This window comes from Sorangium sp. So ce327, from assembly GCF_051530205.1.
GTDB lineage: Bacteria > Myxococcota_A > Polyangia > Polyangiales > Polyangiaceae > Sorangium > Sorangium cellulosum_B.
Map to the genome: position 1 here is coordinate 158,544 of NZ_CP150330.1, position 24,307 is coordinate 182,850.

Consider the following 24,307-nt stretch of genomic DNA (forward strand, 5'->3'; position numbering starts at 1 on the left):
CCGGAAAGGTGGAGAGGCCGCGTGGGCGTGCGCGCCGCGGGGGCGCCGGGATGGCCGCATGAGGGCTGCTGGCACCCTGCGCCACCGGGGCTCGCTCTTCGGGGTCTCACGGGCATCGGAGCGTCAGCCTCGCCCCTTGCCGGTGCCGTACAGGAGCGCCCGCACATCGAGCTTCGCGGGGCGCTTCGGCGCTCCGGGCGGCGGCGGCTCCGGGGGCGGCGGTTCGGGAGGCGGCGTCGCCCAGGCGAAGGCGCCCCCCGCGGCCGCGGGGCTCGCCGGCTCCGGCGTGGGGACCGCGGGCGCGGCCGCGGGGCTCGCCGGCTCGGGCGTGGGGACCGCGGGCACGGCCGCGCTGGCGGCGGGAGCGCTCGGCACGGACGCCAGCGCAGGGGGCGGCTCGGCCGGCGGCGCGCGTGGCGGCTCGGCCGTGAAGGGAGTCGCCGGCTGGCGCGCCGCGTGGCTGTCGACGTCCTTCGGCATCTGCATCGTCCCCGACCTGGCGAGCGGAGCCTCCGGTGGCGATGGCGCTGGCCGTTTCGGCGGCGACGGCGAGGCGCTTTGGCTGCCGACGTCCTTCGGCATCTGCATCGTCCCCGACCTGGCGAGCGGAGCCTCGGGCGGCGATGGCGCGGGCCGTTTCGGCGACGACGGCGAGGCGCCTGCGGGGGCCGGACGAAACGGCAGCGTCGCCGGGACCGCGAGCGCCCTGTTCGGCGCGATGTCCAGCGTCCCGCTGGGACTCATGCTCGGCGCGGCGGACAGCGCGACGGTCGACTCGAGGGCGGCGTCGTCCTCGTCGCCCGCCGCGCCCGCGCGGGGCGCCGTCGCTCCGGCCCTGCTGACCGCGGCGCCCGGGGCGGGCCACGCGATCGGCTCGCCCGGGAGCTCGACGCCGGCGAAGATGCGCATGCGCGGGAGCACGTCCTCCGAGGGCACGGGGAAGCTGCCACGCCACGTCACCGTGCAGCGCTGCTCGTCGCCGTCGATACGCAGCACGTCGGCGCTCAGCGGGAGCTCCTGGTGCTCGGCGAGGCCGAGGCCCGCAAGGCCGTGGATGCGCGCGAAGCCGCGCGCGCCGGGCAGGCGCATGCGCATGCGCGCCGCGCTCGGGTGCAGGCCGTCCATCACGATCCACTCGTCGCCGCGCAGGAAATGCGTGCGCTGATCCGGCGGCGCCGCCTGGAAGTAGTCCCAGCTGAGCTCGTCCGGGATCTCGCGGATACCGCGCTCCAGCAGGGCGCGCGGGGTCGCCCCGAGGAGCCGCCGGCGGGCGGGGCTGACCTTCGAGATCGGGCCGAAGCCAGCCACGCGCCTCGCGTCGGCCGGATCGAGGATGTTCGGCTCGCCCGAGCCCTGCGGATGGCCCTCTCCGAACGGGTTGTCCGGGAAGCCGATCCCGCCAAAAGCATGCTCGTAATCGATGGGGAGCCGCACGAAGCCGCCCCGCTTACGGACCATCAGCGTCTTGTCCAGCAGCGTCCAGCTGCCCGAGAAGAGTCCCAGCCGGACATGCGCCGCCTCGACGGGGCGGCCGTGCGGCGCGTGCGCATGGCCCGTGAAGAGCACGTCGGCCTTGAGCAGGCGAGGAACCAGATCGGTCGTGAACCGGATGCTCCGCGAGGGGAGCCCGCCGTGATGGACCTCCTCCCCAATGATCTCCTGCGGGGCGATGCGCTGCATCATCGTGTCGCTGGCGAACCCGAAGGTGGCTTTCACCATCGCGGTCACCCAGAGCTTGCCCTTGAACCTCCATGCCATGGCGGCGGCGGTCGCAGCGCCGATCGGCGTCGCGCTCACATGCGGAGGGCTGCTCGTCGCCATGGATCCACCAGCGATGAGACCCGCCCTCCGACGCTGCTGTCAAGCCGTTGTGGCCGTCACGCGGCGCAGCGATCACCGGTTCAATCCGCGCGTCCGCGCATCGGCATTCTCTGCGGGAGATTCGATGTCATCGACGCACCGAGCGGAGCCTGCGAGCTGTTGAACCAGGTGCTGCCGGGCGGCCGCGGTGGTGAGCCTACTGCGCGGCGCGCGCGCGCTCCACCGCCGGCACCGCGAGCGCCTGCCTGGGACCGGCCAGGCCGGCGGTTTCTGGGAATGTCGCCGCTCCGCAAGGCTCGTGAGCTGTTCGGGTCGGCCGCGATCGAGGGCGCCGGAGACGCCGCCTTGCGGCGCCGGACGCAGAGGCCGCGCCCGCGCGCCGGCTACCCGCGGCGAACGCCGTGCGCTGTGCCATACTGCGCGGCCATGGTGGCCCCGGCACATCGCATCCACTACACGTACGCCGAGTACCTGACCCTCGAGGCGTCCAGCAACGTCAAGCACGAGTACCTGGACGGCCAGATCTACGCGATGGCGGGAGGTACGCCCGAGCATGCCGCGCTCGCTGCGGCGGTCATCGGCCTCCTCTTCCCCGAGCTTCGCAGAGGTCGATGCCGTGCTTACGACGCCGATCTTCGCGTGCGTGTGCCGTCGACAGGCCTCGCCACCTACCCCGACGTCACGGTCGTGTGTGGGCCGATCGAGCGCGACGCCCAGGACGAGCAAGCCGTGACGAACCCCACGCTCATCGTCGAGGTGTTGAGCCGCAGCACCGAGGAGTACGACCGAGGCGACAAGTTCGAGCACTACAAGAGCCTCGCCTCCTTGCGCCAGTACGTCCTGGTGTCGCACCGGGAGCGCAGCGTGGAGGTGTGGACTCGCGACGTCGAAGGCGACTTCACGTCTGCCATCGCGCGGGATGGCGACGTCGCGCACCTCGCGTCGATCGGCGCTCGGCTCGACGTCCGCGAGCTGTACGAGGCTGCGGCCGAGCCGGGGGCCTGAGGACGGCGCTATCGACAGGACGTTGTGACAACCAGGCGGTCGAGCGCTCGGGCGGCGCACGCCCCGTGAGCCATGATTGCCCCTCCGCCTCTGGAATGCGAGCGTCGGCCCTCTATCGAGGCAACCTCGGCCCGCGCTCACCCGTCGAGCTCATCGCGGATTCAGGCGTCGAGCGCAGGGACGCCACGCTCCGTCAACCCATCATGGGCTGCAGCATCCCAGCACATTTCTGCGTGGCAGCGGGTATTGACTCCGTGGCTCGTTAAGCGACCATCGCATCATGGCGCGCACAGCTCCGGTTCCCAACATCCCCGCGATCCCTGGGATGAACCCGGGTGTCTTCATCCTCGGTGGCGGCGGCGCCGGCGGTGGCAGCGGCGGGCGGGGCGGCAACGGCGCCGGCGGCGATCAGGGTGCGGGCGGCAAGAACGGCGGCAACGGCGCCCAGGGCGGCGGCCGCAACGCCGGCAGCTGCGGTCAGGGCAGCGGCGGCGGCTGCCCCAACCCGACGCATGGGGGCGGTGGGGGAACGCACGCGGGGCACCCCATCGATCCGGTGACGGGCCGCGTCTATACCCTCGCCGTCACCGACATGGCGCTGCCAGGAGCGTTCCCGCTCGTGATCGAGCGCGCCTATAACTCTGCGCAGCGCGACCTCGACTACGGCCTTGGCTATGGCTGGAACCATTCGCTCGGCTGGCGCGTCATCGAGCTCCGCCGCCGCAGGGTGCGCGTCGTCACCGCGACGGCGCTCGCGTGCGAGGGCCGCTGCCCCGAGGAGGGAGAGACGGTGAAGCTCCCCGTAGGCTTGCTGACGCGCACCCGCGACGGCTATCTCCTCAAGGCCGACGACGGGATCACGCGGGTCTTCGAGGACGTCTTTGCCATCGACAACGAGTTCCGCCTCAGCGCGCTCGTCGATCACAACGGCAACCAGGCACGGCTCTTCTACGAGAACGGCACCGGTCCGCTCCAGTTCGTGAACGACAGCGTGGGCCGCCTGCTCCGCGTGCGGCGGCACCGCGACGGCCGCATCGCCGCGTTCGAGGTGAAGAACGCGTCCTCGAGAGGCGCCTGGACGTCCTTCCGCACGTACGACTACGATGAACGCGGAGATCTCGTGGTCGCGCGCGACGCCCTGGGGCACGCGATGACCTTCGTACGACGCAGACCATCTGATCTACCTCTCCGACGCGAAGGGGCTCGTCGCCAGCTTCCGTTACGACGAGCGCGGCTGCCTTGTCCAGGCCGAGACCGCTGACGGCGGCAAGACGGCGATGACGTACGACGCGCTCTGCAACCGCGTCGGGATCGTCGAGCCGGACGGCGGCGCGCGGGCGCTCCGCTACGATTTCCTCGGGCGACTCGTGGAGATGCGGGACGAGAAGGGCGGGGTCCACCGCTGGATCTACGACGCGATGGGGCGCGTGGTCGAGCACCGCTCGCCGCTGGGCGCTCGCACGGTCACGAGCTACGACGAGGCCGGCCGCTTCGCCGGCGAGCGCGACGCGGACGGTCGCTGGTTCCGGCTGATCTACGCGGGCCTCCGCGAGGTGATCGCGGTCGAGCGGAGCGACGGCACGCGCGTCTCGTACGCCTACGATCGAGAGCTCGACATGGTACGCATCGTCAACGAGGAAGGCGACGTGCACACCATCGAACGGGACCTCGAGGGGCGGATCCTCTCCGAGCGCACCTTCGACGGTCGCCTGCTGCGGTACAGGAACGACCAGGCCGGGCGGCTGTCGAGGATCACCTTCGACGACGGCGAATTCGTCGAGCTCGCCTACGACGACCTCGATCGGCTGATCGCGCGCACCTTCTCGGACGACAAATCCCACAGGCTGGAGTACGACGAGCGCGGGCGCCTCCTGAGCTTCGAGACGGAGGCCGTCAGCACTCTCTATACGTACGACGAGCGAGGGCGTTGCATCCGCGAGGACACGGAGCGGAAGGACGACCCCTCGTCCGTGACATCGCTCCGGCACGTCTACGACGCCGGCCTGCATCGCTCGAAGGTGGAAGTGCTCGGCGCTTTCTCGGTCGCCGCCCCGCGCGACACCGCCGGGCGATGCGCCGCGCTCGTCTTCTCGGATCTCTCGGGTACCCGGGGTGCGGACCAGCCGATCGCGAGGTTCGCGTACGACCCGACGGACGGCGAGACGGGGCGCTTCTTTGCCGGCGGTGGCCGTATCGAGCTGACGAGGGACGCGCACGGCAACGTCCTCCGCTCGGCGGTCTTCGGCGGCAGCACCGCCGTCATCCGCCCGGGCGAGCCCATGTGGGTCGGCGGCCTGGGCGGCCCGGAGACCCTGCGGTTCGACTACCGATGGTCGCCTGCCGACGAGCTCCAGGTGCTCGCCGATCGCTATCGTGGTGCGCAGTCCTTCCTGTACGACGCGCGCGGCCGGATCGCGCAGAAGCAGCATGAGGGGCGGGCGAGGACCGAGGACTACGTGCTCTCGCCGCGAGGCGACGTGCGCTGGATCGACGGCCGCGCGCAGTCCCACCTCAGCGGCGGCCGGCTCGTGACCACGAACGGCGCGGCCCTCACGTACGACGCGCGCGGCCGGCTCGTGAAGAAGGTGGAGGGCACCGCGGTGACCACCTACGCATGGAGCGCGCTCGGCTTGGTCTCGGGCATGACGCTGCCCGACGGCACGCGCCTCGAGTTCGTCTACGATGGGTTCGCGCGGCGGATCGAGAAGCGCGTGCTGCGTCGGGACGCGGCGATGGTGCGGCACCGCTACCGCTGGGATGGCGAGGACCTCCTGGAGGAGACGGTGGAGCGCCAGGCGAGCGCCACGGGCGCATCCGCGCCGTTCACGCTGGTGGAGCGCCGGCGTTACGCGTACTCACCGGGCTCGCCGGCGCCGGTCGCGCAGGCGATCGACACCGAGGCGGGCCCGGGCGCCTGGAAGTACTTCGTGCACCGGGACGGGGCGCCTGTGCCGCTCGGGCTCGTCAATGCTGACGGGAACGTCGACCAGGTCTTCGAGACCGACGCGTACGGTCGGGTCATCGCGGGCGACGCTGCTGCCACGCTGGTCCGGTTCCCGGGGCACTGGTACGAGCCGGAGACGGGGCTCCACTACAACCGGTGGCGGTACTTCGAGCCGGCGAGCGCGACGTACCTGAGCCCGGAGCCGCTGGGGCTCGAAGGGGGGCTCGAAGCGTACGGGTATGTGAGCGGGAGGCCGCTCGCGCTGGTCGACCTCGATGGGCTGATGGGCTCCGACCTCAGCACCCGGCGCCTTCCGCGATCTCAAGGAGGCGGCACGCGGGAGTTCACCGGACAGTCAGCTCGCTACCGCAACCCTACGGGCCAGGGGCCGCTGTACGATCTGCATCCTGCCGTCGCCGCCGCGCTCCCTCAAGACTCCGGGCGCGGCCAGGGCAGGGATCCGTCCTGGTGCTCCGAGCCGCATGCGATTAGCAACTATCTCCGTGACTACGAAGATCGAAATGGGGTGAGATGCGATCCGGGTACACCGGAAGGCCAGCGGCACCTTCGCCGCGCCTTGCGTCGCATGGGACCGATCGGAAGCACCGATGTGAATGAAACCGCATGCGCGCCGTGTCCGAACTGCTCGCAGACCTTGGCTCGTTTGCATGCGCTGGCGGGCACAGGCCAGCAGCCCGAGACGATCCCCGCGTCACCCCCGAGAGGCGGACCGCCCCTCAACTTCAGGCCCGCAGGGGCGGGGGCACCGCTGGATCGCGCGCGGCAACAGGCCGCCCAGGGAAACACAGCGCCCCTGGACGACGCTCGCCGGGCCAACGCGACGCGGTACCGAGCGCAGCTCGAGGCTGAGCGGGCAGCAGGGCGCAATAATTTATCAATTGCGGAGATTCAGCGCCGCACCAATCGCGTGACCGGAATGACTCCGGGCGTCTTCGGAGGCACCGGTGAGAACAACGATTGGGGGCCGACGTGAAAACTCGATTCAGCCATCCCCTTCTTGGAACCATCGAGAAAGGTACGTTCGGCCCCCAGCTCCGATCCATCTGCGGCGCCAAGCAGCTCACGGCCTCCCTGGCGCAGCTGAATGAGGTGGCAGAAAGGCTCGAACCGTGGCGTTTGCCGAAGTTCGAGCTGCGCGCGCGTGTCGATCTCGGGAACTTCTATCCCAACACGGGACCGGTAACCGCTCTCGACAAGACGAGCGCTCTCGTCAAGGGCGTTGCTCACCGGATCGGCCAGGCGAGTCGTTCGTCTCGTATGCACGGCTTCGTATGGCATGTCTGCGACGGGGTGCTTGCCTTGCGCGACGACGTGTTCTTGCGGGTGCTGGGCTCTACGGCGGCCAGCCTGCGGCCCTGGGTCGAAGAGTGTGCGGCCCTGCGGTTACAGTGCGTCTTTCCGGTGGTGCGAGCGGCCGGCGAGTCGCCTATCGCTCCGGCGTCTGGCTGGATCGAGTTTCGCGACGATCTCGTCGATGCGACCGGGCGAGCAGCCCTGGACAACGAATTCTGGCATCTGGACCTCCCGCTTGCGGCGCCAGATAAGCGATTTCGGCAGAGCGTGGTCGGGTTTCTCTGCGCAACCGTAGATCCAGCGTCGAGGACGCTTCCGTTGTCACCCCGCGTGAGAGAGGCGGCATCGCGTTGGCTGTGCCGGCTGCACGATTCCGGAGATCCCTCGCGGCTCGCCTCGTGGGTGCTGGAGAATGGTGCCAGCGAGGCGCTCGCCAGGGCGGCAGAAGACGCCGAGAGTTCGTTTGGCGGTCTGCGCAGCGTCGATCGGATCCAGCGATTCGGCGGGGTCCTGATGCTCGATCGTGCCCTCTCCGAGGGGAGCGTCGCGGAGTGGCCTATTCAGCAGACCCCCGGCGGCCCTGCGATTCTCCTGAGCCAGGATGACCTCGACAACCAGGATACGCTCGCTTGTATGACGGAGGACGGTAGTATGTGGGCATACGATTTTAGCTGGGGCGAGTGGGAGCGCACGAGCGACTCCGTGCGCACGTTCGTCGCCCGCATTGCGCTGTGGGGACACCCCAAAGAAGTGCCGACCCTTATCGCGCTGTCGCCGCTCGGCCGTGAGCTCTCCCGAGCGCTCGGCCTGAGCGAGGTCGAAGAGGCTAGCGACTCCATCGGCACGTTCTACGCGGGCGACGCGGCGCTGGTGTTCGAGCGGAGGCGACCCGACCGAACCGTGACGCGTATGCGCGGGCTGCGCCCTGAGGCAGTGCTTGCCTGGGACGAACTCACCTCGTCTGCCTGAGATGCCACGGTCCATGAACGCGAACTGCTCGCAGAAGCTGGCTCGCACGCACTGGTGGGCACGGGCCAGCTGAGTGGGAAGATTCCCAAGTCGTCCCCGAATGGCGGACCCGCGCATCGGCTTCAGGTCCGCAGCGACGGGGACTCTCCTGGCTCCTGTGCGGCAACAGGCTACCCGGGGAGGGCGCAGCAGCCCCGGACGACGGTCGTCGGGCCAACGCTACGTGGTATTCACAGTAGATCGAGGAGACTGTGACCTCATCGCAGACGCTACAAACGCTTGATCTCCCTGCGCTCCCTGGCGTCCCATCCAGGGACCGCGAGCGGCTGCGTTCTCGCTTCGCGGGCTGGGAGGACAGCTACCTCGCCTGCACGGGCGCCCCCACCGTCGCTCGCGATGAGATCCTCGACGCCGTTCGCGCGCGCGGTGGTGATGTGCCCTCTGCTCCGGAGACGTGTGGTTCATTCAGATGGTATGAGGGCTCTGTGCTGGTCACCGAGAGCCGGGACACGTGGTGCCTTTACGCCCGAAGCGCCGAGCGACTCATCCCCTGGATCCGGGCTTTCGGTGAGCGGCAGCCGCACAAGCCGATCTGGTTCCCTGCCTACTCGGCCGTGCTCGCCGAGGGCGAACCAGTGGAAGGCGAGGGGCTATCGTTCGACGACCGGGAGCGAGGCGTCGAGGGATCCTTTCTGGTGCGCAATGGCAGCGCGGCCGTCCGCTACCGCCTCCCTGGCGGAGGGGTATCGCTGGGGCTCGGGAAACGAGCGAACGTACGCTTGCATGCTCCGTGGCAATCGTCGTTCAACGACGTGACCACGGCCCCGCGGTTCGTGGTTGTCAACAACGACGGCATCCCCTCTTTCCTCGCATGGTTCCACGCACAAGGAGCATCGTCCCGCCTTGGCGATGCCGTCTCGGAAGCGCTCGGCCTCGCGCACGGCGTCCGGCGGTTCGATCGAACTGCCATGTGCGGTCCTGTGCTCTGCCACGCCGAGTTCTTCGCGGGCGGGGCTTCTGCGCAGGCGTTCGAATCGCCGCTCCTCGTCTCCGGCGACGCCTGGCTTCCGCCCGGTGAGCCGTCGCGATTGCTAGTCGGCTACTGGGACATCGGGATGTCGGACGCGTTCGTCTATCTCGGTGAGGACCGCCGCATCTACCGGTATTCATTCGAAGAGGGCCTGTGGTCCATCTCGGCATTGAGCTACGCCGCCTACGTCGAGCGAATCCTTCGCTTCGACGCGAGGGTGGCAGCCACGCGTGAGTCAGATCTCCCGCTGAACGAGCTCTGCGAGCGCCTGGGGCTCGTGGTCGACCCGATTGGAACGGACGACTGCGCCTCCTTGGCGATCTCTGCCGATCTCGTAGCGTTCCAGCGCTTCGGTGAGCGAGCGCTGTTGAAGTGCTTCACCCCACAAGCCGAGGCACGGGTGTGCGAGACCCTCGCCGGGTAGGTCCTCCGTTGCGGCGGTCTCCGCTCCCCTTGGCGGCACAGCAGCGCATGCTCCCGGTCGGCGTGCGTGTGTACGCCTGGCCCGACCAGGAGCGCCGAGCGAGCCACCTGCCGATCCCCTGCCATCACTTGTCGGGGTCCTGGAGGCCACGCCTGTGATGTTCACCGAGCGCGACGATCTGCCGAGCGCCCCGGGGCTCGAGAATCTGGGGCCACTGGGCTCACTCGCCCTGCACGACGGGGCGGTGGTACGCGTTCCATTCGCCGGGAACCCCTTCGAGCCGCGACCTCCGGTGCCCGTTGACGATCCGGCCGTCCTCCGCGAGGCAGCGCGGCTGATCTCCGCGGGGCTCGTGCTCCGCGAGCGCCACAACCACGGGGCGCAGGGAGCGCTCATGGCCACGTGGGTCGAAGGCGCGTTGGGACCGCCGTGCGCAGTTCGCTCGATCGGGCGTTCGGAGCAATTGATCTGGTTCGAAGGCGCGATCGTCCTGCTGCTGCGCGACGCGCTGACGGTGGCGTGCGCGACCAGCGAGCGACTTCGGGCCTTGCTCGCACACCCCCTGCCGCGTGGCCTCTCGCCCGCGCCGGCGAGGTACTCGTACGGCTCAATCGCCGGCGTTCCGCCGCGGGGGCCGCTGCTCGGGTCGGTGGACCACACGGATAGATACTTCCCAGAGGCGTTCGAGCTGTACGAGACAGCGACCGGTTGCTGGGTTCGCGGGGTGCTCGACGGCGCTTTCGAGACGCAGTTCCACATGACGGCCGGTGGGAGCATTGCCACGGTTCCGCGTCATCCGCATCGATTCGCGGGCGCCAGCTCGTTTGGAGAGTGGCAGCCTGGTCTGCGGAATCGTGATGGTCTGCGCGCACAGCTCGAGCGATACCGGGCATCGGAGGCGCTTGCGAATACTGTCTTCGCTGTGGACGAGCTCGTGGGGGGCTTCCGCGGGCAGCATGCCGTTCGGAGGAGGTGCTGCCCCACGGACTCAGTCTCCGCGGAGACCTCTCTGACGCTGCAGCGCAGGTCTTCGTGGATGGGGATGCCGTCTGGCTCGTCGAGGAGTGCGGCATTCAGCGAATGTCCCGATGCGTGTCCAGCGTGTTGGACGTGCTGGCCATCGCAGAACGCTTCAGGTAGAGGTGGCTCGGATGCCGAGATTGTGTGCCGCACCAATCGTGTGGCCGGAATGACGCCGGGCGTCTTCGGAGGGACCGGCCAGAACAACGACTGGGGGCCAATTTGAAGACTCGATTCAATCATCCCCTCCTCGGAACTACCGCAAAGGGCACGTCTAGTCTCGAGCTCCGATCCATCTGCGGAACGAAGCCGCTCACGGCGTCCGTCTCCGAGTTGAACGAGGTGGCGGAGAGGCTCGAACGGTGGCGCTCGCCGAAGTTCGAGCTGCGCGTGCGTGTCGATCTCGGTAACTTCTACGCCGAGACGGGACGGGTCACCGCGCTCGACAAGACGACCGCTCTCGTCAAGGGCGTTGCTCGCCGGATCGGACAGGCGAGTCGTTCGTCTCGCCTGCACGGATTCGTGTGGCACGTCTGCGACGGGGTGCTTGCCCTGCGCGACGACGTGTTCTTGCGGGTACTGGGCCCGACGGCGGGCAGCCTGCGGCCCTGGCTTGAAGAGTGTGCGGCCCTGCGGTTGCAGTGCGTCTTTCCGGTGGTGCGAGCGGCGGGAGAGGCGCCTCCTAGGCCCGAATCTGGCTGGCTCGAGTTCCGCGACAACTATGCTGATTTGACGGCGCGTGCGGTTTTGGACAACGACGCCGTACACCTCGATCTCCCGCTCGAAGAGGCGAACCATCGATTTCCGCAGAGTGTGGTCGGGTTTCTTTGCGCAACCGTAGATCCAGCGTCGAGGACGCTTCCATTATCACCCCGCGTGAGAGAGGCGGCATCGCGCTGGCTGTGCCGGCTGCACGATGCCGGCGACCCCGCGCGGCTCGCCTCGTGGGTGCTGGAGAACGGCGGTAGCGAGGCGCTTGCCAGAACGGCCGCTGACGCCGAGAGCTCGTTCGGTGGTCTGCGCAGCGTCGATCGGATCCAGCGCTTCGGCGGGATCCAGATGCTCGATCGAGCTCTCGGCGAAGGGAGCGTCGCTGAGTGGCCGCTTCAGCAGACGCCGGATGGCCCGGCGATCCTGGTGAGTCCGCGAGACATCGACAACCCTGACACCCTCGCATGCGTGACGGAGGACGGCAGGATGTGGGCCTATGGGTTCGGCTGGGACGAGTGGGAGCGAACGAGCGACTCGGTGCGCGCTTTCGTCTCCCGCATTGCGTTGTGGGGACATCCCAAGGAAGTGCCGGTTCATGTCTCGCGCTCGTCGCACGGTCGTGAGCTCGCGCAGGCGCTCGGCCTGGACGAGGTGGAAGAGGCGACCGACTCGACCGGTACGTTCTACGCGGGCGACGCGGCGCTGGTGTTCGAGCGGAGGCTATCCGAGGGGCGCGCAGTGACGTGGCTGCGCGAGCTGCGCCCCGAGTCGGTGCGTGTCTGGGACGACCTCACCTCGTCTGCCTGAGCTCCAGGGTCGCGGCGGCCGCCGTCCCAGGCCCTCCCACGCGCGGATCGACGAGGAACGACGACCGAGCCCGCCACCGACGACACGCAGCCACGACGTGAGCCCGCGGAGCACCCTGACCATGAGCGCCGCGCCGCCCGGCCCGTCGAGTAAGCTGCGCCGCATGAAGGTCCCCCGACTCACCGGCCGCGCGCTCACCGCGGCGCGCCTCGCCGCCGAGGCGCCCGGATCCTCCGCCGCGCTCCGGGAGGTGATGAAGCGCAGCCTGGGCATCGATCGCCTCGCCTCGCTCCCGGACGCCTTCCGCGACGACGTCCCCGCGGAGGCGCGCCCCCTCCAGGCCGCGCCGCCGCGGCGCTGGGAGGACGCCGGGCTCGGCGCGCCCCCCGTCCGCGACTGGCCCAGGCCCTCGGTGGCCTACGCGGCGGCCTACCGCAAGGGCGCCACCACCCCGCTCCGCGTCGCCGAGCGCGCGCTCTCGGCGCTCGAGGCGCTCGCCGCCGAGCGCCCGTGCATGAACATCGCCGTCGCCACCTCGCGCGAGGCGACGCTCAGGGACGCCGACGCGGCGACCGCGCGCCACGCCGCGGGGCGGCCGCGCGGCCTGCTCGACGGCGTGCCCCTGCTCGTCAAGGACGAGTTCGACGTCGAGGGCCTCCCGACCACGCTCGGCTCGCCCTGCGGCCCGCAGCCGCCCGCGGCGCGCGACGCCGCCGTTGTCGCCCGGCTCCGGCAGGCGGGCGCCGTGTTCCTCTGCAAGACCGTGCTCACCGAGTGGGGCATGTCGCCGATCGGCAACAGCGTCCACCAGCGCATGCCCCACAACCCGCACCACAAGGAGCGCGCCGCGGGCGGCTCCTCCACCGGCTCCGCCGTCGGCGTGGCGCTCGGGCTCGCGCCGCTCGCGGCCAGCGGCGACGGCGGCGGCTCCATCCGGGCGCCCGCCGCGCTGAACGGCGTCTTCGGCATCAAGCCGACCTTCGGCCGCGTCAGCCGCGCCGGCGACGGCTTCAAGGGCTCGGTCGCCCACGCCGGCCCGATCGCCAGCAGCACGGCCGATCTCGCGCGCTTCCTCGACGCCGTCGCCAGCGAGCCCGACCCCGACGACGACCTCACCGCATGGGCGCCCCCGCCGCCGCCCGGAGGCTTCGGCGCGCGCCTCGGCGCCGGCGTGCGCGGCCTGCGCATCGGCGTCGACGAGGCGGAGTGGCGCGACGCCTCCACCCCGGTCGCGAGCGTGTGCTGGGGGGCGCTGCGCGCGCTCGAGCGCGAGGGCGCGACCCTCGTCAACGTGAAGATCCCCCTCGCCAGGCACGCGGCCTCCATCGGCTACCTCGTCATCGGCCCCGAGTCGCTCGCGGCGTTCCAGCGCGCCTGGAGGGAGCAGCGCGACCTCATCAGCGAGGACCTGCGCGTCACCTTCAGCCTCCTCTCGGGCGTCACCGCGCTCGAGCAGATCGACGCCGCGCGGCTGCGCGCGGGCATGCGGCGCGAGGTGGCGCGCGCCCTCGCCGGCGTCGACGTCCTCGCGCTCCCGACGACGGCGATCACCGCGCCCCCCTACGCCCAGGCCGAGGAAGGCCGCGCCTTCCTGGATCCCATCGCCCTCGACGGCATGTGCCGCTTCGCCTTCCTCGGCAACCTCACCGGCCTCCCCGCCGGCACGGCGCCCGTCGGCGTCGACGCCGAGCGCCTGCCCATCGGCCTGCAGATCCTCGGCGACGCGTGGGACGAAGCGGCCGTCCTCGCCGTCCTCGCCCACCTCGAGCGATCGGAGCTCGCGAGCGCGCGGCGCCCCCCGGGGGCGATCGATCTGCTCGAATAACCAGATCCCATCGAGTCCAAGGAGAGGTCGTGATGAGCCAGAGCGCCGGAAGTCATCCTCCCGACGTGAAGCCAGCGCCAGCGCCGTGGACGCTGGCTGGCGATGCAACCATCGTGATGCTCGAGCTCCCGGAGCGGCTGCTCCAGGAGCAGAGCTTCATCCCGGAGGCGCTCCGCCCCCGCTTCGAGGGGCGCTACAGCCTGCTGATGGCGCTCGACTACACGTCGTCGAACGTGGGGCCTTATCGCGAGCTCCTGTTCATCCCCGGGCGCTTCCGCACGCGCCGCGGCCTCTGCTGGTCCATCAGCAAGATCTACGTCAGCTCGTGGGACAGCGTGGTGAACGGCCAGCTCAACTGGGGTATCCCCAAGGAGCACGCCGATTTCGAGATCGCGCGCGAGGCGGACGGGAGCGAGCGCTTCCGGGCGTCGCAGGGCGGCGACGTCTTCGCCGATCTGCGCTTCGCGGCCGCGGGCCCGAGCCTGCCCGCCACGAGCGCGCTCGTGCCCGCGCGCCTCCGCCGGCTGGTGCACCACCGCGACGGGCACGACTACTTCTGCGCGCCGACCGCGCGCGGGAGCGCCCGCCACGCGCGCCTGCTCGAGGCGCGCGTCGATCCGGCGCGCATGCCGCGCGTCGACGAGGGTCGTGTGGTGTTCGCCGTCCGGCTGTCCGGCTTCAAGGCCGAGTTCCCGGTCGCCGACGTCGAGCCCCCTCGCTCCCTCTGATCCCTCGCCGCGGGGACCTGCCTCGCAGCGGAGTCAGGGCCGCTCGGTCGCCCGGGCGCGCAGATCAGCCGAGCGCGATCATCGCGGCCGTCGCCGCGTAGTCGACGCGCTGCGCGCGGTAGGGGTACGTCGGCGGGAAATGCTCGAGCGCCGCGCGGAGGCGCCGGCTCGACGCCCTGTCGAGCGGGTCGAAGCGCAGGCCCACGGCGCGCCCCGGGTCGCCCAGGCGCCGGCCGTGGAGCGTGCGCGTGATCGTCGCCGTCGCGTCGATCCAGACGTTCGTGTCCGGGATCCGGAACGAGACGATCACCGGCTCACCCGTGAGCGGGCGGGCGCTCGTCAGCACGAGCATGCCGTCGATCGACAGGTCGATCGCCCGGGTCCCGAGCAGCCGGAAGCCCCGCTCGCGCACGGCCTGGCACTCCACGATCGCAGCGCGGCGCGTGGCGCGGCGCTCGCTGGCGAGCAGCATCTCCATGGTCGTTCTCCTTGGCGCGGTACGCTACGGAGGACGGCTACAGGTGGACAAGAAACTTACACGCTGGAGCCCAGCGCCGCGGGGGGCGAGGGCGAACGCAGGGTGCAGGTAGAGGAGCGGGTGGGGGATCTCGGCGCCCCTGAGAGGGCGCTCGCGGCGAGAGGCGCCCGCGACCGCTGGAGGGGTCGCCGCCCCGCCAGGTGGGCGGGGCGGCGCGCGGCCGTGGGCCTCTCTATCCGCCGGTCAGCGGCCCGCGCGGCGCCGGCGCAGGGCGAGGCCGGCGAGGGCGGCGAGCATGGGCAGGAGCGCGGCGGCGCCGCGGGTGCTGCCCGCGGGCGTGGGCCGAGCGGCGCAGAAGCCGTTGCCCTCGGCGAAGATGCCGGTCGGGTCGTTGTCGCTCTCGGGCGCGCAGGTGCCCGCCGTGCTGTCGGTCGAGCTGCACACCTCGCCGGACGGGCAGCTGTTGCCGTCGCTGCCGCGGCAACCCTCCACGCAGGCGTGATCCTCGCAGATCATCCCGCTCGTCGCGCCGCCGCAGTCGCTGTCCTGCCGGCACGCCGTCTGATCGTCGTCGCCGTTGTTCGGATCGGTCTCGCCCGCGTCGATGGCGCCGTTGTGGTTCGCGTCCTCCACGCCGTCGGTCACGCCGCCGTCGTCCGTGTCCGGATCGAGCGGGTTGGTCGTCGTCGTGGGATCGGCGTCCGCGATGCAGGTCGCCGCGGCGGCGTCGGTCGCCGCGTTGTCGCAGGGCAGGCCGAGCTCGGTGCCGTCGAACAGCCCGTCGCCGTCGCTGTCGGGGTCGAGCGCGTTGATGAGGCCGTCGCCGTCGTGGTCGTCGCTGAAGTTCGGCTCGTCGCCGTCGACCACGCCGTCGTCGTCGCTGTCCGCGTCGTTCGGGTCGGTGCCGATCTCGTCCTCGAGCGAGTCGACAAGCCCGTCGCCGTCGCTGTCCGCCGGCGTCCCGTCGTCCTCGCCGACGTTGGGATCGGTCTCGCCCGCGTCGACGACGCCGTTCAGGTTCACGTCCTCCTGGCCGTCGGGCACGCCGCCGTCGTCGGTGTCGGCGTCGAGCGGGTCGGTCTTTGTCGCGCCGGCGTCCCCGTCGGCGCGGCAGTGGCCCGCCTCCGCGTCGGTGCCCTCGCTGTCGCAGGGCAGGCCGAGCTCGGTGCCGTCGAAGAGCCCGTCGTTGTCGCTGTCGACGTCGCGCACGTTGATGAGGCCGTCGCCGTCGGTGTCCTCGCCGGGCTTCGGCTCCTGGCCGTCGGGCACGCCGTCGTCGTCGGTGTCGGCGTCGTCCGGATCGCTCCCGATCGCCTCCTCCTCCGCGTCGGGCAGCCCGTCGCCGTCGCGGTCCTCGTCCACCGCGTCGTCGTCGCCGTTGTTGGGATCGGTCTCGCCCTCGTCGATGGCGCCGTCGTGATCCGCGTCCTCCGCGCCGTCGGAGATGCCGCCGTCGTCCGTGTCCGGGTCGAGCGGGTGCGTCGTCGTCGCGGGGTCGGCGTCCGCGATGCAGGTCCCCGCGGCCGCGTCGGTGGCGGCGTTGTCGCAGGGCAGGCCGAGCTCGGTGCCGTCGAACAGGCCGTCGCCGTCGCTGTCGGGGTCGAGCGCGTTGATGAGGCCGTCGCCGTCGTGGTCGTCGCTGAAGTTCGGCTCGTCGCCGTCGATCACGCCGTCGTCGTCGCTGTCGGCGTCGCTCGGGTCGGTGCCGATCTCCTCCTCGATCACGTCGATCAGCCCGTCGCCGTCGCTGTCCGCCGGCGTCCCGTCGTCGGCGCCGTTGTTCGGATCGGTCTCGCCCGCGTCGATCTCGCCGTCGAGATCGAGGTCCTCCTGGCCGTCGGGCACGCCGCCGTCGTCGGTGTCCGGATCGACAGGCGATGTCTTGGTCGCCCCCTCGTCCGCGTCGGCGCGGCAGTGGCCCGCCTCCGCGTCGGTGGCGGCGTTGTCGCAGGGCAGGCCGAGCTCGGTGCCGTCGAAGAGCCCGTCGTTGTCGCTGTCGACGTCGCGCACGTTGATGAGGCCGTCGCCGTCGGTGTCGTCGGCGGGGTTCGGCTCCTGGCCGTCGAGCGCGCCGTCGTCGTCGGTGTCGGCGTCGTTCGGATCGCTCCCGATCGTCTCCTCCAGATCGTCGCTCAGCCCGTCGCCGTCGGTGTCCGTCGGCGGCACGTCGTCGGCGCGGACGTTCGGATCGGTCTCGCCCGCGTCGACGACGCCGTCGAGATCGAAGTCCTCGTGGCCGTCGGGCACGCCGCCGTCATCGGTGTCGGCGTCGAGCGGGTCGGTCTTTGTCGCGCCGGCGTCCCCGTCGGCACGACAATGGCCCGCGGCGGCGTCGGTGGCCGCGTTGTCGCAGGGCAGGCCGAGCTCGGTGCCGTCATAGAGCCCGTCGTTGTCGCTGTCGGGGTCGAGCGCGTTGATGAGGCCGTCGTCGTCGGAGTCCTCACCGAAGTCCGGCTCATCACCGTCGACCACGCCGTCGTCGTCGCTGTCCGCGTCGTTCGGGTCGGTGCCGGCCTCGACCTCGTCGGGATCGTCGATCCCGTCGTTGTCCGAGTCGCAGCCGTTGTTGAACACGCCGTCGCAGTCGTTGTCGATCGAATCGCCGCAGACCTCGGCGCCCGTCGGCTCGCAGACGCAGGCGTGCGTGTCGGGATCGCACGTCGGCGAGAGCGGCCCGCAGTGCGCGTCCGTGAGGCACTCGACGCACTCGTTGGGCTCCGCCGCCGTGTCGCAATGAGGCGTCGGCGCGGCGCACTGCGCGTTGGTCTCGCATTCGTCGATGACGACCTCGGTCGGCGGCACGCCGTCGGTCGGGCCGTTGCCGTCGGTCGGCGTGTCCTCTTCGGGCGCGCCCTGCTGCCCCGAGGCGCGGACGATCGCCTGGTTCGCGATGACCCCCGAGGCGTCGGCGTTGACCGTCACCTGGAAGGTCACCCGCGACGACATCCCGACGGGGATCGACCCCCCCGCCGTCCCGTTCGCGCCCGTGCCGAGCCGCACGCGGACCGTGCGCGTCCCGGCGTCGTACTCGCCCTGGTCGTCGGCGGCCGCGTCCGTCTTCGCGCCCATGTTGGCGCCCGCCACGATGGAGAGCGAGTTGGGCACGTAGCTGACGCCCGCGGGCAGCGGATCGGTGAGCACGGTGCCCCTCGACGCGTCGTTGCCGCTGTTGACGACCTCGATCGTGTACTGGAGCACGTCGCCCGGCAGCAGCAGCCCGCCGTTCACGTCGACGGCCGACTTCGAGGAGGACGTGAAGTCCGGCCTGAAGGTCGAGATCGACGTGATGAAGCCGGCGAGGAAGTAGAGGTCCATGCTGCTCGACGCCACGATGGGCGCCGAGGTCTGCCTCGGGGTCACCAGCGAGGTGATATCGAAGACGTCGATATCCATGCCCGCCATGCTCCCCGCGGTCCCGGCGAGCTGCGGCAGGTCCCCGACGTTCGACACCGGCGCGTTGAAGTAGGAGCGCGTGCCGTTGAAGAAGTTGTCGGCCGGGTTCTGCGTATTGCCGAGCGCGGTCCCATTGAAGAGGAACTGGTCGCCCGCGTGGGCCACGTCGCCCTCGAACGCGACCATGCCGATCTTCGCGTCGTAGCCCGCGTTCGGCACCAGGAACCCGTCCAGGGTGGCGTTCTGGGTCGAGCCGCTGGCCACCGTGTCGAGGCCGTCGAAGAGCGCGAGGTTGCGCGGCGGCTCGGAGGCGAGCTCGTAGAACACGACAAGCCACCACCCGGCGAAGTGGTTGTCGAAGTTGTTGTTCGTGAAGCTCGCGCTGTTGACGCCGCTCACCCGGTACGCGCCGGACCCGTGCTCCTGCACGAGGGCGGTGATGTTCGCGACCGACTGGTAGTAGACGCGACCCGAGCTGATCGTCTCGACGAAGTCGTCGGCGGTGACCTCCTCGGAGAAGCTGCCCGTGCCGGGCCGCTCCAGCGTGACGGCCAGGTCCGCGTCCCCGGTGGTCCCGAGGTGCGCGCCCCAGTAGAGGTACGCGTGGGTGACCGTCGCGCCGGCCGGCACCTGGAGCACCGCGGTGGTGCGCGCCTGCGCGGCGGTGATGCTGGTGCTCGCCTCCGCGTCGCCCTCCCCGGGCGAGTCGGAGCGCCAGTACGTGTCGGGCGCGCTGTCGCCGATGTTGTTCCCGCAGGCACCGATGTCGCCCACCACGGGCGAGTCGATGTCGTCCCTGCCGCACTCGTGGCCCAGCGTGTTCCCGATGAGGAGGAAGTCGCCCCGCTGGTCGACCTGCTCGCGCAACTCGGGCGCGGCATGCGCGGCCCCGCGCTGCCCGCCCACGCAGGCGAGCCCCACAAGACTACCTATGACCCAACGTCTCTTCACGGCGCCTCCTGCTGCTGCTTCGGCTTCTTCTCGAGGATCTTGAACTGCACGCGGCGGTTCTGCTGGCGTCCCTCGTCGGTGTCGTTGTCCGCGATCGGGACGTCGGGCCCGTAGCCCTTCGACGCCAGCCGCTCGGCCTCGACGCCGCGCTGGACCAGCGCCTTCATGACCGACTCGGCCCTCGCCTGGCTGAGCTTGATATTGTACGCGCGTCCGCCGCGCGGGTCTGTGTGCCCTTGCACCTCGATCTTGGTGATCTCCGGGTGCTCCTTCAGCACACTCGCCACCTCATCGAGGAGCGGATCGCTCACCTTCTTGATGGTCGCCTTGCCGGTGTCGAACTGCACCTGCTGGAGGATGACGATCTCGGTCTCGGTCATGCGCACGGCGACGGGGCAGCCGTTCTTCGTCGGATCCGGATCGGGCTTGCCCTTGATGTCGGGGCAGGCGTCCTGATCGTCGCGCACCGTGTCGCCGTCGCGGTCGCCGGGGCAGCCGTTCGTCGCCGGATCCGAGGTGCGGATACCGGGGATGTCGGGGCAGGCGTCCTCCGCGTCGATCACGCCGTCGCCGTCCCTGTCGGGCGGCGGCGGGCAGCCGTGCTTCTTCGGATCCTCGTTCGCCGGGCCGGCCTCGTCCGGGCACGCGTCGACGTCGTCCGTGATGCCGTCCTTGTCGCGGTCCCCGGGCGGCGGGCAGCCGTGCTTCTTCGGGTCGTCGTTCGCGATGCCGGGCGTGTCCGGGCACGCGTCGACGCGATCGAGGAAGCCGTCCTCGTCGCGATCGGACGGCGGGCAGCCGTTCTTCTTCGGATCCGGGTCGCCGACGCCGGGCACGTCGGGGCAGGCGTCCTTCTCGTTGACGATGCCGTCCTTGTCGCGGTCCGGGTCCGCGCGCCGGACCTCGGGCGAGTACGCGAGCATCGCGACGGCGCGGAAATCCGGGGTGCCGATGCCCGAGGTGAAGCCGGGGCCGGCGGCGACGCCGAGCTCGAAGTCGCGGAGCGTCGGCGCGAAGCGGTAGCGCAGGCCGAGCAGCGCCTCGACGTTCGTGTTGCGGGCCTCCGGGTCCTCCAGCACCGTCGACACGGTCGCCTCGGGGCCGATCTGGAGCTGCTCCTCCGAGCCCAGCAGCAGGCCGACGCCCGCGCCGCCGTTGAACATCAGGCCTTGCCGCACCTGCGCGAACGTCTGCGCCGGGCGCAGATCGACGCCGGCCGCGGCCGACCAGACGAAGCCCGGGATCCGGCCGCCGGCGAGGATCTGCGGCAGGCCGCGGACCGATTCCTCGCCCACGAACGAGCCGTCGCGGTCGCCGGTCGGCACCCACACGAAGCCGCCGACGGCGAGCTGGAACGGGTCGTAGTAATCGCCGAGGAGGCGCAGCCGCAGCCCGACCCGGAGATCGCCGAGCTGCACGTCGCTCGGCGACCTGAACGAGAGGCCCTCGGCCGCGGGGCTGTCGCCCTGCTGCAGCACGGCGAGGGGCAGGTCGACGTTGACGTGCAGCCGGTCCCAGAGCGTGAGCGAGGAGTTCAGGTGCAGGAACAGCTGGTGGCCGACGATCGCACCGAGGTGCTCGTCGCTGCCCTGCCGCGTGAGCACGAGCGGGTTGTGCGCGTAGTCGCCGAGCAGCATCACGTGCAGCGTCGCGCTGCCGTCCTGGTTCGGCGAGGCTGCGTACGGCGACGGCACACCGAACATCCGGTCGCCGGCGGGCGCGGGGCTGAAGCGGTTGAGGGCGAGGCCGCGCGCCGGTCCCGCCTCCTGAGCGGACGCTGGCGCGGCCCACGCCGCCGCGGCTAGGGCGGCGGCGCCGCAGATCCATCGAGGGGGCAAGGGGGCTCTCATGCGCAGGATCACCTTGGGTGCTTTGGGCGAGCGGCCGTCGACTGCTCCGGCGCGCAGGCAAGTTGGGGGAAACTCGGCGTACTCGACGAGGAGGATCGTCGAGTACGCCGCGTTTCCCGGGCCGTCTTATAGGCTTCGCGGGACGCTACCGGTGGACTTTTCGATGGGCGGCCGTCCGAATTCGGATCGGCCTCGACAGGGCGGCTCACCTGCGAGCCGGTCTTCGCAGCGCGTCGCAGCGCGGTCTATGCAAGGCGTGTGCACGCCCCGCCGTCGCGTGGGGCGGGTGGTTTGTCTGGGATCTCGCGGCTCCAGGCGGCTCTGCGGCGGGCCGATTGAGGCCTACAGACATCAGCACTGCGGCCTCGGTGCGGCGGTATCGACGGGATCGAGCCGGGGCGCGCCGGCGCGCCCCGGCCGGCGGGCTCTGCGGTGCTCGCTGCCCCGGCGCTGCGTTGCCGGAGGCCCGGGTTCACCGTGGGATCAAAAGTTCGTTCGGACGGTGCCGCTGAACTGAAAGATGCCAGGTTTCGAGCCGATCTTGCCAACGGCGGTGAACCTGGATCCTGGCGTGACGGCCAGCATGGGCGAGCGGAGCGCGTCGATCGGTGAGGTCGACTCGGCCTGGCTCGTCGCGTAGGGCGAGCTCCTCGTGATCTCTGCCCGGAGATACGAGCTGCCGCTCGTCACGACGGTCCTCGCCCAAGCCGCGTTGCAGCTCGCCGAGTACCGGATCACGATCTTCCCGACCGCGGTGGTGCCCGACATGATGTCGCTCGACGCCCGCGTGACCGCGTCGGCCTCGCACCCGGTCGCGCCAGGGTCCTGCCCGGTGCACGGCGCGCCGTAGCAGCTGCCGAGCGCGGCAGCGGCCTCGCCCACGTCCTCCTGCGCGGAGCCTTCTCCGTCGAGCGGCTCGGGATCGGACGTGTCGGCGATGCAGCCGGCGAGGGCAAAGGAAGCTCCGAGGGCGGCGGCGGCAAACGAGGAGGCGATACGCATGGTCCATGTCCTTTCGAGCCCTGGGGACGCGGGCATCGCGCTACCGAGCGGCGCCGGCGCGTCGAGGTCTCGGCCTGGGTACGGGCGCCGGGCCCCGACCGGTTCCCGCGTCCGCGCGGGAGGACCCGTGTCAGGCGCCGCCCGGGACTCGCTACGTCAGGCGCCGCGGGCTCATCCGGGGCCGCCGGTGGCTCGCGGTGGCCGGGCGCCACGTCCGTCCGGGTCGTGTCGACTGGCGCATTCCGCGCGGGACGCGCGTTCCAGCGCTCCATCTCGTGGGGGCATCGATTACCATCGTCTCCGAAGGGCGGCTGCCACCGGCGACTCCAGACGACGGAGGTTTCGACGATGAACCTTTTCCCGGACGAGATGCGGCGGGATCCTTATCCCCTCTATGATCAGCTGCGGACCGGCTCTCCCGTGTTCCATGTCGCTCCGCTCGATCTCTGGATGGTCTTCGATTACGACGGGGTGAAGCGGGCGCTGACCGATCATGACGCCTTCAGCTCCGCGGTGACGCCTCCCACTGGCAAGGCGCCGGACTGGATCGTCTTCTCCGACCCGCCGCGCCACACCAAGCTTCGATCCATCATCCTGCGGGCGTTCACGCCGCGCTCCATCGCGGGCCTGGAGCCGCGCATCCGGGAGCTGTCGCGCGATCTCCTGGATCCGTGGATCGAGCGCGGGGAGATGGACCTCGCGGCGGACTACGCGGGGCCGCTGCCCACGATGGTGATCGCGGAGATGCTCGGCGTTCCCTCCGAGGACCGGGCGCGGCTGCTGCGCTGGAGCGAGGTGATCGTGAACCTCAGCCACGCGATCTCCGGCGGCGAGGAGGCGGCGAGGGCCGTGAGCGAGCACGCCGTGGTGAAGGAAGAGATGAAGGCGTATCTGGCGGACCTGATCGAGGTGCGCCGGAGGGCGCCGGCGGAGGACCTCTTGACCCGGCTCGTCGAGGCCGAGGTGGACGGCGAGCGGCTGACCGAGGGAGACATCCTGAACTTCTTCCAGCTCCTGCTCGCGGCGGGCACCGAGACGACAACGAACCTGATCGACAACGCGATCATGTGCTTCCTCGAGAGCCCGGCGGAGCTCTTCCGCCTCCGGGCGGCGCCCGAGCTCTTGCCCTCGGCGATCGAGGAGGTCCTGCGCCACCGCTCGCCGCTGCAGATGGTGTTCCGCGAGACGAGGCGCGCCGTCGAGGTGCACGGCCAGGTGATCCCGGCCGGGAAGCTGGTGCTGCCCGTGATCGGCTCCGCAAACCGGGATCCGCATCAATTTCACGACCCTGGCCGCTTCGACATCGGGCGCGATCCCAACCCGCACGTCGCGTTCGGCCACGGCATCCACTTCTGCATCGGGGCGGCGCTGGCGCGCCTCGAGGCGCGGATCGCGCTGCCGGATCTCCTCTCCCGGCTGAAGGGCCTCCGGCTCGCGAGCGACGAGCCGTGGGAGCCGCGCAAGGCGATCATCGTGCACGGTCCGGCGCGATTGCCTATCCGCTTCGAGCCGGGGAGGCGCGCCGCGGTGCACGCCGCGGGGGCGCACACGCCGTGCCCCGGGTGAAGGCGGCGCCGCAGGAGGCCTGCGACCACCTCAGGTCTTGTCCGTTCCGCTTGACTGCGCCATCAAGTCGTCCACGAACCGGCGCATCAGGCGCACCAGGTCGCTGAAGTCCTCCTCACTCCACGTGGCGAGGATAGGGGCCGCAAGCCGCTGACGCGCGGCGTCCAAGGCGTCGGTCATCAGCCGCCCCTTGTCGGTGATCACCGCCTCATGGATGCGACGATCGGCCGGGCTCGGTCGACGCTCGATCAGCCCCAGGCTCTCGAGCTTCGCGACCTGGCGGCTGACGGTCGTGTAATCGCGCCCGGCTCGGTTCGAGAGCTCGACCACGCCGATCGGCCCGAAGCGCTCGATCCCCACCAGCAGCCGAAAGAGGGCTTGATCCAGGGAGATGCCTGCCTCCGCGAGCAGCGCCTGATCGCGCTGCGGCTGGTTCATGAGCGCGACCAGATCGACCATGGCTCCGTGG

Annotated in this window: 15 protein-coding genes; 9 read left to right on the forward strand and 6 right to left on the reverse strand. The window is 70.8% G+C overall.

The features are described from left to right. Positions 1–123 precede the first annotated feature (123 nt). Positions 124–1,821, reverse strand: a complete 1,698-nt coding sequence (locus WME95_RS00630; protein WP_437906459.1) for a DUF2169 family type VI secretion system accessory protein — start codon at positions 1,819–1,821, stop codon at positions 124–126. A 426-nt stretch (positions 1,822–2,247) separates the two neighbouring features. Here WME95_RS00630 and WME95_RS00635 point away from each other — a divergent pair, with 426 nt between their 5' ends. The 8 genes from WME95_RS00635 (at position 2,248) to WME95_RS00670 (ending at position 14,598) form a co-directional block, all read left to right on the forward strand. Further along, complete coding sequence (locus tag WME95_RS00635) at positions 2,248–2,826, forward strand: Uma2 family endonuclease (RefSeq protein ID WP_437906460.1); 579 nt, start codon at positions 2,248–2,250, stop codon at positions 2,824–2,826. 280 nt (positions 2,827–3,106) lie between these two features. Continuing rightward, on the forward strand, positions 3,107–4,087 hold the full coding sequence (locus WME95_RS00640) for a DUF6531 domain-containing protein (protein WP_437906461.1): 981 nt from the start codon (positions 3,107–3,109) through the stop codon (positions 4,085–4,087). Positions 4,088–4,103: 16 nt separating this feature from the next. Beyond that, positions 4,104–6,764 (forward strand): YwqJ-related putative deaminase, encoded by a 2,661-nt coding sequence (locus WME95_RS00645; RefSeq protein WP_437906462.1) that lies wholly within the window; start codon positions 4,104–4,106, stop codon positions 6,762–6,764. Continuing rightward, entirely contained in the window at positions 6,761–8,053 is a 1,293-nt protein-coding gene (locus WME95_RS00650; protein WP_437906463.1) for a hypothetical protein, read from the forward strand. Before WME95_RS00645 ends, WME95_RS00650 begins: the two co-directional genes overlap by 4 nt. A gap of 434 nt (positions 8,054–8,487) precedes the next feature. After that, the gene (locus WME95_RS00655; RefSeq protein ID WP_437906464.1) at positions 8,488–9,507 is read left to right on the forward strand and encodes a hypothetical protein; all 1,020 of its coding nucleotides are present in this window, start codon (positions 8,488–8,490) and stop codon (positions 9,505–9,507) included. 1,362 nt (positions 9,508–10,869) lie between these two features. After that, positions 10,870–12,045, forward strand: coding sequence for a hypothetical protein (locus tag WME95_RS00660; protein WP_437911124.1), 1,176 nt, complete (start codon positions 10,870–10,872; stop codon positions 12,043–12,045). A 163-nt stretch (positions 12,046–12,208) separates the two neighbouring features. Then, positions 12,209–13,870, forward strand: coding sequence for an amidase (locus WME95_RS00665; RefSeq protein ID WP_437906465.1), 1,662 nt, complete (start codon positions 12,209–12,211; stop codon positions 13,868–13,870). A 32-nt stretch (positions 13,871–13,902) separates the two neighbouring features. After that, positions 13,903–14,598: an acetoacetate decarboxylase family protein gene (locus WME95_RS00670; RefSeq protein WP_437906466.1), complete on the forward strand. Its 696-nt coding sequence runs from the start codon at positions 13,903–13,905 to the stop codon at positions 14,596–14,598. A 64-nt stretch (positions 14,599–14,662) separates the two neighbouring features. Here WME95_RS00670 and WME95_RS00675 read toward each other — a convergent pair whose 3' ends face one another. The 4 genes from WME95_RS00675 to WME95_RS00690 form a co-directional block, all read right to left on the reverse strand. Continuing rightward, positions 14,663–15,076, reverse strand: a complete 414-nt coding sequence (locus tag WME95_RS00675; protein ID WP_437906467.1) for a PilZ domain-containing protein — start codon at positions 15,074–15,076, stop codon at positions 14,663–14,665. A 243-nt stretch (positions 15,077–15,319) separates the two neighbouring features. Beyond that, on the reverse strand, positions 15,320–19,390 hold the full coding sequence (locus WME95_RS00680; RefSeq protein ID WP_437906468.1) for a DUF3344 domain-containing protein: 4,071 nt from the start codon (positions 19,388–19,390) through the stop codon (positions 15,320–15,322). A gap of 26 nt (positions 19,391–19,416) precedes the next feature. Further along, entirely contained in the window at positions 19,417–21,270 is a 1,854-nt protein-coding gene (locus tag WME95_RS00685; RefSeq protein ID WP_437548607.1) for an OmpA family protein, read from the reverse strand. A 483-nt stretch (positions 21,271–21,753) separates the two neighbouring features. Further along, positions 21,754–22,272, reverse strand: coding sequence for a DUF2690 domain-containing protein (locus WME95_RS00690; protein WP_437906469.1), 519 nt, complete (start codon positions 22,270–22,272; stop codon positions 21,754–21,756). A gap of 348 nt (positions 22,273–22,620) precedes the next feature. Between WME95_RS00690 and WME95_RS00695 the strand changes: the two genes are divergently transcribed. Next, a complete protein-coding gene (locus WME95_RS00695; protein WP_437906470.1) occupies positions 22,621–23,838 on the forward strand; it encodes a cytochrome P450 in 1,218 nt (405 codons plus the stop codon). A 30-nt stretch (positions 23,839–23,868) separates the two neighbouring features. Here WME95_RS00695 and WME95_RS00700 read toward each other — a convergent pair whose 3' ends face one another. Then, entirely contained in the window at positions 23,869–24,297 is a 429-nt protein-coding gene (locus tag WME95_RS00700) for a MarR family winged helix-turn-helix transcriptional regulator (protein ID WP_437906471.1), read from the reverse strand. Between the last annotated feature and the right edge of the window lie 10 nt (positions 24,298–24,307).